12 protein-coding genes and 1 pseudogene are annotated in these 13,515 nt (G+C 67.3%); 7 read left to right on the forward strand and 6 right to left on the reverse strand.

The window, feature by feature from the left end; translation table 11 throughout:
• From VFG33_RS06995 to VFG33_RS07005, 3 genes are all read left to right on the forward strand, one after another.
• Nucleotides 1-1,114: type 2 periplasmic-binding domain-containing protein (locus VFG33_RS06995; RefSeq protein ID WP_524538120.1), on the forward strand; the 1,114-nt coding region annotated here is incomplete at its 5' end.
• A 52-nt stretch (nucleotides 1,115-1,166) separates the two neighbouring features.
• Nucleotides 1,167-2,132: a Gfo/Idh/MocA family protein gene (locus tag VFG33_RS07000; RefSeq protein ID WP_325023620.1), complete on the forward strand. Its 966-nt coding sequence runs from the start codon at nucleotides 1,167-1,169 to the stop codon at nucleotides 2,130-2,132.
• Nucleotides 2,107-2,721 carry an SGNH/GDSL hydrolase family protein gene (locus VFG33_RS07005; RefSeq protein WP_325023622.1) on the forward strand — a complete coding sequence of 205 codons (615 nt, stop codon included), beginning with the start codon at nucleotides 2,107-2,109 and terminating at the stop codon, nucleotides 2,719-2,721. Before VFG33_RS07000 ends, VFG33_RS07005 begins: the two co-directional genes overlap by 26 nt.
• 14 nt (nucleotides 2,722-2,735) lie before the next feature.
• On the opposite strand, the gene VFG33_RS07010 is transcribed toward VFG33_RS07005, so the two are convergent.
• Nucleotides 2,736-3,842 carry an NAD(P)-dependent alcohol dehydrogenase gene (locus VFG33_RS07010; RefSeq protein WP_414672932.1) on the reverse strand — a complete coding sequence of 369 codons (1,107 nt, stop codon included), beginning with the start codon at nucleotides 3,840-3,842 and terminating at the stop codon, nucleotides 2,736-2,738.
• A gap of 45 nt (nucleotides 3,843-3,887) precedes the next feature.
• On the opposite strand from VFG33_RS07010, the pseudogene VFG33_RS41225 reads away from it, so the two are divergent.
• Together VFG33_RS41225 and VFG33_RS07015 are read left to right on the forward strand one after the other, a co-directional pair.
• Nucleotides 3,888-3,968, forward strand: a pseudogene (locus tag VFG33_RS41225) (hypothetical protein); the annotation flags it as partial.
• Nucleotides 3,940-4,434 carry an MmyB family transcriptional regulator gene (locus tag VFG33_RS07015; RefSeq protein ID WP_325023625.1) on the forward strand — a complete coding sequence of 165 codons (495 nt, stop codon included), beginning with the start codon at nucleotides 3,940-3,942 and terminating at the stop codon, nucleotides 4,432-4,434. The pseudogene VFG33_RS41225 and the gene VFG33_RS07015, both read left to right, overlap by 29 nt.
• 23 nt (nucleotides 4,435-4,457) lie before the next feature.
• On the opposite strand, the gene VFG33_RS07020 is transcribed toward VFG33_RS07015, so the two are convergent.
• Entirely contained in the window at nucleotides 4,458-5,366 is a 909-nt protein-coding gene (locus tag VFG33_RS07020) for an AraC family transcriptional regulator (RefSeq protein ID WP_325023628.1), read from the reverse strand.
• A 165-nt stretch (nucleotides 5,367-5,531) separates the two neighbouring features.
• On the opposite strand from VFG33_RS07020, the gene VFG33_RS07025 reads away from it, so the two are divergent.
• Nucleotides 5,532-6,614 (forward strand): aldo/keto reductase, encoded by a 1,083-nt coding sequence (locus tag VFG33_RS07025; protein WP_325023630.1) that lies wholly within the window; start codon nucleotides 5,532-5,534, stop codon nucleotides 6,612-6,614.
• A 26-nt stretch (nucleotides 6,615-6,640) separates the two neighbouring features.
• Complete coding sequence (locus VFG33_RS07030; RefSeq protein ID WP_325023632.1) at nucleotides 6,641-7,237, forward strand: GNAT family N-acetyltransferase; 597 nt, start codon at nucleotides 6,641-6,643, stop codon at nucleotides 7,235-7,237.
• Nucleotides 7,238-7,247: 10 nt separating this feature from the next.
• On the opposite strand, the gene VFG33_RS07035 is transcribed toward VFG33_RS07030, so the two are convergent.
• From VFG33_RS07035 to shc, 4 genes are read right to left on the reverse strand one after another with little or no spacing between them, the layout of a single operon-like run.
• Complete coding sequence (locus tag VFG33_RS07035) at nucleotides 7,248-9,038, reverse strand: 1-deoxy-D-xylulose-5-phosphate synthase (protein ID WP_325023634.1); 1,791 nt, start codon at nucleotides 9,036-9,038, stop codon at nucleotides 7,248-7,250.
• Nucleotides 9,035-10,033, reverse strand: a complete 999-nt coding sequence (gene hpnH / locus VFG33_RS07040; RefSeq protein WP_325023639.1) for an adenosyl-hopene transferase HpnH — start codon at nucleotides 10,031-10,033, stop codon at nucleotides 9,035-9,037. Before hpnH ends, VFG33_RS07035 begins: the two co-directional genes overlap by 4 nt.
• Before the next feature lie 8 nt (nucleotides 10,034-10,041).
• Complete coding sequence (gene ispH / locus VFG33_RS07045) at nucleotides 10,042-11,511, reverse strand: 4-hydroxy-3-methylbut-2-enyl diphosphate reductase (protein WP_325023635.1); 1,470 nt, start codon at nucleotides 11,509-11,511, stop codon at nucleotides 10,042-10,044.
• Entirely contained in the window at nucleotides 11,508-13,448 is a 1,941-nt protein-coding gene (gene shc, locus VFG33_RS07050) for a squalene--hopene cyclase (protein WP_325023637.1), read from the reverse strand. The genes ispH and shc overlap by 4 nt, the downstream gene beginning before the upstream one ends.
• Nucleotides 13,449-13,515: the final 67 nt, after the last annotated feature.

Raw genomic sequence — 13,515 nt, forward strand, 5'->3', positions numbered from 1 at the left:
CAAGGTCAAGGACTATCCGTACCTCGCCAACATCCCCACCGAGACGTGGAAGGCGTCGGTCTGGGGTGGGCGGCTGTACGGGGTACCGACCACGAGATCGCTGTTCGGAACCGTCAACTACAAGAACGTCGCCGTGCTGGAGGCCGCGGGGGTGACCGCGGACCCGACCGACCTGGACGGGTTCACCGCGGTGTGTCAGCAGGTCACCAATCCCTCCAAGGGCATCTACGCTCTCGGCGGCGAGACGGGAGTGGGATTCCCGGTGGCGTTCTCGATGTTCCTGATGAGCTTCGGCGTCGCCAACGGCTGGGCGGAAGACGCCGGCGGCGCGCTGTCCCTGCCCGCACTCAGCGACAAGTGGTACGCCGCTGTCGACTACACCAAGAAGCTGTGGAAGCTCGGTGTCTACGATCCCAACACTCCGGCTATGACGAATGCCGCCAAGGCCAGCGCGTTCGAGGGCGGCCGGCTCGCGTTCATCGACGATGCCCTGGCCTACTGGAACACCGCGCTCAAACGGACCCCGGGCCTGCGACTCGACATGCGGACGCCGTTCGGCGCCGACGGGGCGAAGCCGGTGCACTGGCTTGGCATCGGCACCTACGGCACGAGCGCGATCCGCAAGGGGAACGAGGATCGCGTCCCTGCCCTCCTGAGCATGCTCAACTACCTGGCGGCACCGTTCGGTACGAAGGAGTTCCTGAACAAGGAGTACGGCGAGCAGGGCGTCACGTACTCGGTCGATGCCAAAGGCAATCCGGTGCGAACGAAGCGCGGCGACCTCGAGACGACCGTCAACATCAACCGCCTCGCCAACGGCCCGCTCGTCCTGTTCGACACGGCCGTCGCCACCGAGGACCTGATCAAGCAGCAGGCGGCGCAGAAGAAGCTCGCCGCCATCGCCCTGCCCAATCCGTCGGCCGGGTACGACAGCGCCGCCGTACCGGCGCAGGGCAGCGCCGCCGCGATGCAGAACATCTACGACACCCAGACCGGTTACATCCTCGGTCGCAAGAGCCTCACCGACCTCAAGTCGGCCGTCAACGGCTACTGGGACAAGTACGGAAAGGTCGTTGCCCAGCAGATCGAGCAGGCCAAGGCCACCGACAAGTGAACCTGACCACGAGAAGGCAGCTGTGATGCCCGGCAACCGCACCCTCCGAGTCGTGGTCATCGGACTCGGAACGATTGCCCGCATCGCCCATCTGCCCACCCTGCGCGATCTCGACGACGTCGACATCGTCGGCCTGTGCGACACGTCCGAAGTCCTCGCCAGGCACCGGTTCGCGCCGGGGTTCGACGACCTTGAGATGATGCTCGGCAAGGTCGAACCCGACGCGGCGTTCGTCCTCACGCCTGCCGGCACCCACGACGACATCGCGGAGAAACTGATCACCCGGAAGGTGGCCACCTTCTGCGAGAAGCCCCTCGCGTCAACAGTCGAACAGGCCCGGGGCATCGTCCAGCTCGCCGAACTCAACCAAGTACCGGTGATGGTCGGATTCAACCGGCGCTTCGCGCCGGCATACCTCAAGGCCAGGACGGCCATCACCACCACACCGGCCACCATCGGCATCCTGCAGAAGACCCGGCGCGACCGCTACTACCGCGCCTCCCTCGACAACCTCATCCACATGGTCGACCTGGCCAGGTTCTTCTTCGGGGAGTGCACTCACGTCACCGCGGAGGCATCCTTCGACGACCCGTACTGGGAGGAGAACCTGGCGGCGACCCTGCGATTCGACTCCGGTCAGATCGCCACCATCATCGGCAACCGCAGCTGCGGCATCTGGACCGAACGCGTCGATCTGCACGGAAACGGGCAGACGGTCACCGTCAACGCGCCTGGTGAGATCCGCATCGCGGCCGGCGACACCGAGCGGGTCGAGCAGCTGGCACCGGCGGCCTCCGGTTTCGACCGCCCCATCGACACCCTCGGTTTCACGGCCCAGACCCGGCACTTCCTCGACTCCGTCCACGCCGGCCATGACGTGACACACAACAACGCTCGCAGCGGCCTCGCCACCCAGGAACTCATGGACCGCATCCTGATGGCCGCCGGCCTGCCGATCCATGACCAACCGTCCGACGAACAACGGAGAACCCGTGGCAGTCGAACTCAAGACCGGTGACACGGTCGAATTCATCGGTGACAGCGTGACCGACGGCAACCGCCTCGACGACCGCGAACTGGGGTTGGGGCACGGCTACGTCCGCGTGATCGCGGACGCTCTGAGACCCCTCGGAGTTCACGTCATCAACCGCGGGACCAGCGCCAACCGCACCAAGGACCTCCTCGCGCGCTGGCAGCCCGACTGCTTGGACCTGCGCCCCGACGTGCTCTCGATCATGATAGGAATCAACGACACGTGGCGCCGCTACGACGAAGACGATCCCACCCCGACAGAGGTCTTCGCGGAGAACTACCGGCAACTGCTCACCGCCGCTATCGACAAGCTCGAGGCGCAGATCGTCCTGATCGAGCCCTGGCTACTCCCGGTCAGCCCGGATCAAGAAGCATGGCGCGAAGACCTCGACCCGAAGATCGACGTAGTCCGCAGCCTCGCCACCGAGTTCGGTCTCACGTTGCTACCGCTCAACGACATCCTGCGCCACGAGGCCGAATCCGCCGGCAGCAGCGAGCTCGCCTGGGACGGTGTACATCCCACTCCCCAAGGACATCAGGCCATCGCCCGGGCCTGGCTGAACCTGACCACCTAGGAGTCTGCTGATCGTCAGGCGGTGAAGGTCGCGGCGTCGATGACGAAGCGGTAGCGCACGTCGCCGTGCTCCAGTCGTTCCAGTGCTTTGTCGGTCTGATGCGCTGAGATGGTCTCGATCTCGGCGACGATCCCCTGCTGTGCGCAGAAGTCGAGCATCTCCTGGGTACCGGCGATGCTGCCGTTCTTCGTGCCGGTGATGACGCGGCGCGAGCCGCCGAGCAGGGGCACGTGGAACGTGCTGGGCTCGGCGGTGATTCCCGCGTTGACCAGGACCCCGTCCAGGCGCAGGAGGCCGAGGTAGGTATCGATGTCGAGGTTGGCCGACACGGTGTTGATGATCAGGTCGAAGGCGTTGGCAAGATCATCGAACGTGGCGGGGTCCTGGGTTGCGAAGTAGCCGTCGGCTCCGAAGCGGAGGCCGTCGTCGCGCTTGGCCAGGCTCTGGCTCAGCACTGTGACTTCGGCCCCCATCGCGTGAGCGAGCTTGATCCCCAGGTGGCCGAGGCCGCCCATGCCGACGATCGCCACCAACTTGTCGGGACCGGCGTTCCAATGACGCAGCGGGGTGTACATCGTGATTCCACCGCACAGCAGCGGCGCTGCGGCGTCGAGGGCAAGGCCGTCGGGGATGCGCAGGACATAGTTCTCGTCGACGACAACCTGCCGGCTGTAGCCGCCGTAGGTCGGGTTCCCGTCGTAGTCGCGGCCTCCGAAGGTGAGCACTTCGCCCTTCTGGCAGTGCTGTTCCTGGCCGGCGAGGCAGTTCTCGCACTCGCGGCAGGAGTCGACATAGCAACCGACGCCGACCCGGTCTCCGACAGTGTGCCGGGTGACTTCGGAGCCTGTTGCGGTGACGGTTCCGGTGATCTCGTGGCCCGGCACCATCGGGAAGATGCCTTCCATCCACTCGTTGTTCAGCAGCGCGATGTCGGTGTGACAGATCCCGGTGTAGGCGATGTCGATGACGACGTCGCCGCCTACTACACCAAGCTGGAGCAGGGACGCGTCGGCAGGGTCTCCGAGGACGTTCTCTCGGCCATCGGCACAGCACTTCAGCTCGACGATCTCGAACGGCTGCACCTCAGCACCCTGGTCAGGCGCTCCGGCGGCCGCGACCATGGTCCCCGGCCTGCCGCCATCAAGGCCCGGCCTGCTCTGGTCTCGATGATCCACGCTCTCGAACCCGTACCGGCGATGATCCACGGACCGCACCTCGATGTCCTTGCAACCAACCACACCGCGAGGCTGCTCATCGACGACTTCGACGCGATGCCCAGGAGGGACCGGAATCTGGCCCGCTGGACCTTTCCTCAACCCGCGCGCGAAGACTGTCTATCCCGACTGGAAGACCATCGCCCCACAGGTCGCGGCTGCCCTTCGCCACCTGACGGTGGGCAGGGCCGCCGACCCGTTGCTGGAACAGCTGGTCGGCGAAATCGCGGTCGCCTCGGCGGAATTCACGCGGTACTGGTCCGAGTACCGCCTCTTCGAACACTCCTACGGGGCCAAGCAGTTCTTCAACGAGACTGTCGGAGCCATGACGCTGCGCTACGAGACCTTGGCGCCACCCGGCGACGACGGGCAGAGCGTCGTGATCTACACCGCCGACCGAGGCTCCCCCTCAGAGGAGAAGCTGCAACTCCTCGCCAGCTGGAACTCCCCCACAGTCGAACCCGCCGCCCAGCGTCACGACCACCACCGGCCCTCCTGAACGGCCGAGCACGTCTAGGTCGGTCAGGGCAGGTGTCGGCTGGCTTGGGGAGCGGCGTCTGTGCGCAGGCGGAGCGCGTCCTGGCCGGGTGGGGCGCCGAAGAGGCGGCGGTATTCGCGGTTGAACTGGGTGGGGCTGTCGTAGCCGACGAGGTGTCCGACGCCGGCGACGTCGCCGGCGCGGGCGATCAGCAAGGAGCGTGCTTCCTGGAGGCGGATGCGCTTCTGGAACTGCAGGGGGCTCATCGTCGTGACGTCGCGGAAGTGCCGATGGAACGCGGACGGGCTCATCCCGGCCAGCCGGGCGAGGTCGGGGATCCGCAGCGGTTCGGCATAGTTGTCGCGGATCCAGCGGATTGCCCGGCCGATGTGGAACAGCGAACTGTCGGCCAGACCGATCTGGCGGATCATTCCGCCGTGCGGTCCGGTGAGCAGTCGCCAGAGGATTTCCCGCTCGATCAGCGGAGCCAGCACCGGCGCGTCCTCGGGGCAATCGAGTAGCCGGAGCAAGCGGAGTACAGGATCGAGCAACGCGGCGCCGGCCTCGCCTGTGGCGATCGCGGGCGGGACGGCCGTACTGCGGGACCACCGGCCGATCGGAGCCTCCAGGAGGAGCGGCGCGATCGCCGACGGGCGCAGTTCGAGCGCCATCGACAGCGACGGGGTCTGCGAGCTGGCGTCGAGGAAATGGCCGGTGACCGGCAGATCGGTGCTGACGACGAGACACTGCCCCGCCCGGTACTCGAAGGCCTGGTCGCCGAGGAACAGCCGTTTGCCGCCCTGCGCCATCACGACCAGCAGCGGCTCGGTCAGCGAATGGTCCGGCTCCTCGTCCTCCACCTTCGCCAGCAGCAGGCCCGCGATCGGCGACCGCAGGTCCGATCGGGCATGGGCCGCGATCAGCCCGCGGATCTCGTCCAGCTGTGTGCGCACGCTTCATGTAAGCATCCGGGACCTGGTGACGCAAGCCCGATCGACGCGAAGTGAGGAGGATCAGGCAAGAGGTCGCGAGCATCGGTCTACCGCCGGCGACCCGGCGGGCGGTCTGATGGAACTGGCCGATTCCGAGGCCGAATCCGACCAGTTTGGAGACCATCGATGTCACTCGATCACTACGTCACCCTCGGCCGATCGGGGCTCCGGGTCAGCCCGTTCGCCCTCGGCGCGATGACCTTCGGCGAGGATCCCGGCGGCGCCGGGAGCAGCGTCGAGGAGTCGGAGAAGATCCTCTCCAGCTACCTGGATCGCGGCGGGAACTTCATCGACACCGCGAACTTCTACACGAACGGCCATTCGGAGAAGATCCTCGGTGACTTCTTCGCCGAGCGACCGGGGACGCGCGAGCACGTAGTACTGGCCTCGAAGTTCTTCTTCAACATGTTCCCCGGTGACCCGAACGGAGGCGGCGCGGGCCGAGGGTCGATCATCGCCCAGCTCGACGAGACCCTGCGCCGGTTGCGGACCGATTATCTCGACCTGTACTGGTTGCACAATTGGGACCGCAACACCCCGATCGAGGAAACCCTGCGCACCCTCGACGATCTGGTCCGGGCCGGCAAGATCCGCTATCTCGGATTCTCCAACACACCTGCCTGGGTGACCGCTCAGGCTCAGACGACGGCGCTACTGAAGGACTGGACCCCGTTGATCGCACTGCAGGTCGAGTACTCGCTGCTGGCCCGTACCGTCGAGGGCGAGGTCGCGCCGCTCGCGCGTGATCAGGGAATGGCGCTGGTTCCGTGGAGTCCGCTGAAGAACGGCTTCCTGTCCGGCAAGTACCGGCGCGGCACGCAAGTCACCGACTCCGTCCGTACGACGTTCGTCGGAGGGCCGAGCAACGACGAGTACACCGTCATCGAGGTCGCCGCCGCGATCGCCGACGAGCTCGGAACCCACCCGGCGGCGGTGTCGTTGGCCTGGCTCCGCGCCCGCCAAGGCACCGTCGTACCGATCGTCGGGGCTCGGCGCCTGGAACACCTGGAGAACAACCTCGCCGCCCTGGACGTAACCCTCACTCCCGACCAGCTCCAACGCCTGAATGAGGTGTCGGCCCCCACGCTGAACTACCCGGCCCCACTCAACGGAGAAACACGGGCGATGCTCCAGTTCGCAGGCACAACCGTCGACGGCCAAACCTCTTCGGTCTATCCCCCACTCCTGCAGCGCGACGTCCATTACTGAGCCGGTCCGGCTGGCATGCTGGGCAGATGTCGAAAGCGACAGGCAAGCCAACCGCGGCCCTCACTGTGCGGCCGCTTGACGTGGACACCTGGCCGGCGTTCGCTGCGCTGGTCGAGGCGAACAATGGTGTGTGGGGCGGCTGCTGGTGCATGGGCTTCCACGTCAACGTGAACAAGGACCGCACGGCGGCGCAGAACCGGGCCGAGAAGGAGCAGCGCGTCCAGGAAGGAAGCACCCACGCGGCGCTGGTGTTGGCCGACGACCAATGCCTGGGCTGGTGCCAGTTCGGCTCACCCGAGGAACTGCCGCAGATCAAGAGCCGGCGCCTGTACGAGAAGGGCCTCACCACCCTGCCGGACTGGCGCATCACCTGCTTCTTCACCGGCAAAGGCCACCGCGGCCGCGGCGTCGCCGACGCCGCGCTCGGCGGAGCACTAGCCGAGATCGCCCGCCACGGCGGCGGCACCGTCGAGGGCTACCCCGAAGAGACCGACGACCGCAAGCTGTCGGGATCCTTCCTCCACACCGGCCCCATGTCCGCCTTCGAAAACCACGGCTTCACCCGAACCCGCCCAATCTCCCCCCACCGCTGGGTCGTCACCCGCACCATCAACCCGTCCTGACGCCCGGGCGTCAGGAGGTGGCGGCCAGGGCTTGGGTGACGGTGTTGGTGATGCCTTCGGCGTCGAGGGAGTGGGTGTGGAGGAGGTCGTTGCGTTCGCCGGCCTGGATGAAGTCGTCGGGGAGGCCGAGGGTGATGAGTTCGGGGCGGTAGGTCATGGTGCGGAGGGCGCGGGCGAGGGATTCGCCGAAGCCGCCGGCGATGGCGTTGTCCTCGATCGTCACGACCAGGTGGTGCTGTCCGGCGTACCGGACGAGTTCCTGGTCGACGGGGCTGATCCAGCGGGGATCGACGACCGAGGTGCCGATTCCGAGGGCGCGGAGACGGCGTGAGGCCTCCAGGGCTGCTACCGCGAGCGGCCCGACGGGGACGAGCAAGACCTCGGGCCCAGCACGGCGGTCGTCGGTCAGCAGGTCCGCGGATCCCACAGTCCCGGTCGCGCGCAGCGTCGTGCCGCTGTTTCCTCTTGGGAAGCGGAGCATCGTCGGCCCGGTCCGGTCGGCGACGCACTCGCGCAGGAGGGACCGCAGTTGCTGTACGTCGCGGGGCGCGGCGAGGCGAATTCCTGGGACCAACCCGAAGAGGCCGACATCCCACATCCCGTGGTGGGACGCGCCGTCCGGGCCTGTGATGCCTGCCCGGTCGAGGACGAACGTGATCGGTGCGCGGTGCAGTGCGGCATCCATCAGCACCTGGTCGAAGGCACGGTTGAGGAAGGTCGAGTAGATCGCAACCACGGGATGGAGGCCCGCTGCGGCGAGACCTGCGGCCGACGTCACCGCGTGCTGTTCCGCGATCCCCACGTCGAAGACCCGGTCGGGATAGCGACAAGCCAGCGGGAAGAGCCCGGTCGGTCTGAGCATGGCCGCCGTCACCGCGACGACCTCGGGCCGCTCCCCCGCGATAGCTACGAGTTCCTCGCCGAAGGCGTCCGTCCAGGCAGGCCCGGCGACTGAAGCCACTGTGCGGGCAGGGCTGATCGTGTGGAGTCTGTCTGCCTCGTCCTGCTCGGCGGCCGTATGACCGGCGCCCTTGCGGGTCACGCAATGCACGACCACCGGATGCTGCAGTACTGCGGCTGTCCGCAGCGCTCCCTCGAGAGCGACGAGGTCATGGCCATCGACCGGCCCGAGATAGGCGAAGCCCATGTGCTCGAACAAGTTGCCCCGCGCTGTGCCAGTGCGCAACGCCCGCAGGTGCACTGCAAGAGACCCCACAGTGGGCCCGTACGACCGCCCGTTGTCATTCAGTACGACGACAACCGGCCGATCTGGTCCGGCCGCGAGGTTGTTGAGCGCCTCCCAGCACATCCCGCCCGTCATGGCTCCATCGCCGACCACAGCGACAACCCGCCGATCGGTGGAGCCAGTCAGCGAGAACCCCTTAGCGAGGCCATCGGCGTACGAGAGTGCTGTCGAGGCGTGGGAGTTCTCGACGACGTCGTGCTCGCTCTCCGCGCGACTGGGATAGCCCGACAGGCCTCCTGCCTGCCGCAGGGTGTCGAACCGACCGAGCCGGCCGGTCAGCATCTTGTGCACATAGGCCTGGTGTCCGGTGTCCCAGACGATCACGTCACGCGGCGACAGGAAGACCCGGTGCAGGGCGATCGTCAGCTCGACGACCCCGAGGTTCGGGCCGAGGTGCCCGCCCGTCCGCGAGACCCGGCGGACGAGCTGTTCGCGGATCTCCCCCGCCAACCCCTTGAGGTCAGCAGCCGGCAAACGGCGGAGGTCCTCCGGGGACTCCAGCGCGTCCAGCAGGCCGGCGTTGGGCCGGGGCCGCTCATCGACGACCCCGGTCATGATCCGACCGCGGCACGGATGCTCTCCCGCAGGGAGCCCATCGTCGCGACCACCGCCGTCGGCTCGTAGCCGCAGTGCGCCATGCAGTTCGCGCAGCGCGGGTCCTTGCCCCGGCCGTACGAGCCCCAGTCGGTGTCCTCGATCAGCTCCTTGTAGGTGGAGACCCAGCCGTCCTCCATCAGGTAGCACGGTCGCTGCCAGCCCTTGAGCGAGTACGACGGGATCGCCCACGCAGTACAGGAGAAGTCGACCTTGCCCTCCAGGAAGTCGAGGAACAACGGCGAGTGATTCAGCCGCCACTTCTTCCGGCGTCCACCGGCGAAGGCCTTCGCGAACAACTGACGGGTCTCCTCCGGCCCGAGCCAGTGCTCCTGGTCCGGTGCCTTCTCGTACGCGAAGCCGGGCGAGATCTGCATGTTGTCGACGCCCAGCTCGTCGTTGAGATAGTCCAGTACGTCGATGACGTCCTGCGGCGTGTCCGTGTCGAAGAAGGTGGTGTTGGTCATCACCCGGAACCCGGCCGCCTGCGCCTGACGGATGGCGGCGACCGCCTCGTCGAAGACGCCGTCCTTGCAGACCGAGGCGTCGTGGCGTTCGCGCAATCCGTCGATGTGGACCATCCAGGCGAAGTTGCGGTGCGGCTTGAACTTGTGCAGATGCTTGGGCAGCAGCACCGCGTTGGTGCACAGGAAGACGATCTTGTTGCGGTCCAGCAACTGCTGCACGATCTCGTCGATCTGCTTGTGCATCAGCGGTTCACCGCCGGCGATGGACACCATCGGCGCGCCGCTCTCCTCGATCGCGGCGACCGCCTGCTCGACCGGCATTCGTTGCTTGAGCACCGAGGCCGGATGCTGGATCTTGCCGCAGCCCGCACAGGCCAGATTGCACGCGTACAAGGGTTCCAGCTCCACGAGCAGCGCGAACTTCTCCCGTCGCAACAACTTCTGCTTGAACAGATAAGTGCCGAGACGGACGGACTGACGCAGTGGCATGGCCACGGTCAGCTCACCTCCCTGGGAAGGGTGAATCGGATGTCCTCGTCGACCACGCTGGTCTCGGTGACACTGACCCGGCCGAGGCCGGACAGGCACCGCACCAGGTCGTCGACGAGCTGGGGTGGAGCGGATGCTCCGGCGGTGATGCCGATCCGGGTCGCACCGCGCAGCCAGCGCAGGTCGACCCCGCTCGCGTCGTCGACAAGGTGTGCCTCGACGCCCTCGGCCGTGGCGACCTCCGCCAGCCGGTGGGAATTGGACGAGTTCTGCGATCCGAGCACCAGGACGAGGTCGGCCCGCCGGGCCACGGCCCGCACTGCCCGCTGGCGATTCGTCGTCGCGTAACAGATGTCGTCCTTGTGGGGGGCGGTCAGCGCGGGGAACCTGTTGCGCAGTACGGCTGCGGTCGCCTCGGCCTCGTCGACGGCGAGCGTGGTCTGCATGACATAGGAGACCCGCTGCGGATCGGGCACCCGCACCCGGGCCGCCTCGTCGGGATCGGCGACCACGATCACCTGGTCGGGTGATTCGCCGCGGGTGCCGACGACCTCTTCGTGGTCGTGGTGGCCGATCAGGAAGACAGTGTTGCTGCGGGCAACGAAGCGGCGTACTTCGGTGTGCACCTTGGTGACCAGCGGACAGGTCGCGTCGATGACCCGCAGACCTCGCTCGGCCGCATCGGAACGGACTTGTGGGGCCACGCCATGCGCGGCGAGCACGACGAGGCTCCCCTCCGGGACCTCGCCGACCTCCTCGACGAAGACCGCACCACGTCGTTCCAGGTCGCGGACGACATGAAGGTTGTGCACGATCTGCCGACGGACGTAGACGGGTGCCCCATGCCGAGCCAGGGCGCGCTCCACGATCTCGATGGCCCGCTCGACGCCGGCGCAGAAGGATCGCGGCCCGGCCAGGACGACCTCGCGATCACCAGTAGCCGCGGCCCACGCGTCGATCGCCGGAGCCGCACGCCGCAACGACCGCAGAGCGCGCGGCCCACGCACCAGAGTGCCCGGTCGCAGCAGCCGGTGATCCGGCGTATCCACGATGGCCCGTACTGCGATCGCCTGGCCCTGTGGAGCCGCAGCGGCAAGCAACGCTGATTCGGTGTCGACGGCAAGGGCACCGGACTCCGCGAGCGTACGGCGGGCCGCGGGTGCGTCGACGATCCGCGGAGTCGTCATGAGCGGACCGTGATGCACAGTCAGCCCTGCTCTGCGCAACTCACCAACGAGGAAGGGCGAGGCCTGACTCGGAATCGGTTCACCGGCGCCGCGGATCTCGTCGGCGACCACCAGGTCACCAGGCTCGAGTTCGTCGCTGAGTGCGCCGGCCACACCGGCGACCAGCATCGGTTGACCACTGTCAGGACCCAGCCCACCGTCGGAGGAGCGACCGGTGTGGACCAGGTCGGGAACCTGTCCGCGGAGTACGAGCCACTCCGACAGCAGCGGCGTACAGACGATGCCGGTCATCGGGCATCCCGCGCCACGTAGCGGCCGAGGGCCCAGATCGGGAACACGAGCCGGTAGATCTCGTAACTGATGTAGAAGTCGCCGGGGAATCCGGTGCCGGTGTACAGCTCCTCGTCCCAGCCGCCGTCGGGGCGTTGGGTGCGGACGAGATGCTCGATGCCACGGTCGACCGACTCGGAGTCTTCACCCGCCGCGAGCAGCGCGAGCAGGGCCCACGCGGTCTGTGACGGGGTGGATTCGCCCCTTCCGATCCAGGCAGGATCGACGTACGAGCGCAGGTCCTCGCCCCAGCCGCCGTCGGCGTTCTGGTGGGTTTCGAGCCAGCGCACTGCAGCTCGGATTGGTGGCAAATCTCTGGAGACTCCGGCTGCAACGAGAGCAGGGACGACGGCACCGGTGCCATAGACGTGATTGGCTCCCCAGCGGCCGAACCACGAGCCATCAGGCTCCTGCGCGTCGAACAGCCAACGCAGGCCGCGTCTGCACGGCTCCTCGTCCGCGCGGCCCTCGGCAGCGAGCATTTCCACCACGTGGGCGGTGACATCAGCCGACGGTGGGTCGATGACGGCGCCGAAATCGCAGAACGGCAACGCGTTCGCGAGCGTGTGGATGTTGTCGGCATCGAACGCGCCCCAGCCGCCGTCCCGGGACTGCATCCCGGTGGTCCAGGTGACCGCGCGATCGATCGCCTTCCGCAGCCGGTCGGGATCCGGATGCTTCACCTTGCGCAGGCCGAGCACGATCTCGGCTGTGTCGTCGGTGTCGGGATAGTTGTCGTTGGCAAATTCGAACGCCCAACCGCCGGGCGGCAGATGCGGACGCCGTACCTGCCAATCGCCGTCGGCGAGAATCTGCTCGTCCAGCAGCCAGTCGGTCGCCTTGAGAACGGCCGGGTCGTCGGCCGGCACCCCCGCTTCGAGCAAGGCGTCGAGCGCGAGGCCGGTGTCCCAGACCGGCGATTGGCAGGCTTCCAGCCAACGCACCGGGCCGGCCGGAGAGTCGGCCTGGATGGTGAACCCGTCGAGCCCGGCGATGCCTGCCCGCATCGCCGGGTGGTCCAGCTGATACCCCATCAGGTTCAGGGCGATCAGCGAGTAGACCCACGGCGGCTGGATGCCGCCCCATCCCCCATCGGCCTCCTGCCGGGCCAGGATCCACTCGGCGGCGCGTCGCATCGCGGGCCTGCGCAGACCCTTCAGCGGGTGACGGCGATAGGCGTGCAAGAGAGGGTCGAGTCGTTGAAAGAACCCACCGACGCTGTACGCCGATTGCCGGGGCGGCGGTGATTCCCCGGTCTGGAGGTCGGCGATGTCGAAGCCCACCGGGTGGACCGGCTCGAGGGCGCTCACGATCGTCAGCGGCACGATGGTCTGACGCGCCCAGCAACCCCAGTTGTAGATGTTGAGCGGAGCCCAGGGCGGCAAGTACATGAGCTCTGGCGGCAGCGACGGGCAGTCGTCCCAGCTCCACAGTCCGAACAACGCAAGCCAGATGTGGGTGAACACTCGAGCGCGCTCGACCCCGCCCTCGGATCGCACGAACGCGGCAGCCTTGCGGAGGTGCGGCTCCTCAGGCTGGTCGCCGGCGAGGCGCAGCGCGACCCACGCCTCGACAGTCGTCGACAGATCACCTGGTCCACCGTGGAATGTTGCCCACGAACCGTCCGCTCGTTGCTGGGAACGGATCCAGCGCGCGGTTTCCTCATTCGTCCGCGGCGTCGAGATGCCCAGAAAGGTCCGGAGCATGAGGTCTTCGGCGTCCATCGTCACGTTGGTGGCGAGCTCACCCTTCCACCACCCGTCCTGATGCTGCCGACCACGCAAATGCTCCACCGCCGCATCCAGTGCACCCCGCGCCTCATCCGCCCCGAACGCCCCCCGCGCCTCATCCGTCCCTGCTCCCGCCTTCCCCGAGCCCACCTTCCCTGACTCTGTCATCGCAGTCCCCGCCGAGGCAGCTCCAGTCGTCGCGGTTTCGGTTGCAGTGCGGTCGGTTGCCGTCATG

Source organism: Kribbella sp. (genome assembly GCF_035687465.1).
Lineage (GTDB): Bacteria > Actinomycetota > Actinomycetes > Propionibacteriales > Kribbellaceae > Kribbella.

Bases quoted from the DNA above. Each gene is read 5' to 3' on its own strand.
- VFG33_RS07015 (WP_325023625.1), top strand. From the start codon at position 3,940: ATGTCCTTGCAACCAACCACACCGCGAGGCTGCTCATCGACGACTTCG.
- VFG33_RS07025 (WP_325023630.1), top strand. From the start codon at position 5,532: ATGTCACTCGATCACTACGTCACCCTCGGCCGATCGGGGCTCCGGGTC.
- VFG33_RS07030 (WP_325023632.1), top strand. From the start codon at position 6,641: ATGTCGAAAGCGACAGGCAAGCCAACCGCGGCCCTCACTGTGCGGCCG.
- ispH (WP_325023635.1), bottom strand. From the start codon at position 11,511: ATGACCGGCATCGTCTGTACGCCGCTGCTGTCGGAGTGGCTCGTACTC.
- shc (WP_325023637.1), bottom strand. From the start codon at position 13,448: ATGACAGAGTCAGGGAAGGTGGGCTCGGGGAAGGCGGGAGCAGGGACG.
- VFG33_RS07035 (WP_325023634.1), bottom strand. From the start codon at position 9,038: ATGACCGGGGTCGTCGATGAGCGGCCCCGGCCCAACGCCGGCCTGCTG.
- hpnH (WP_325023639.1), bottom strand. From the start codon at position 10,033: ATGCCACTGCGTCAGTCCGTCCGTCTCGGCACTTATCTGTTCAAGCAG.
- VFG33_RS07010 (WP_414672932.1), bottom strand. From the start codon at position 3,842: ATGGTCGCGGCCGCCGGAGCGCCTGACCAGGGTGCTGAGGTGCAGCCG.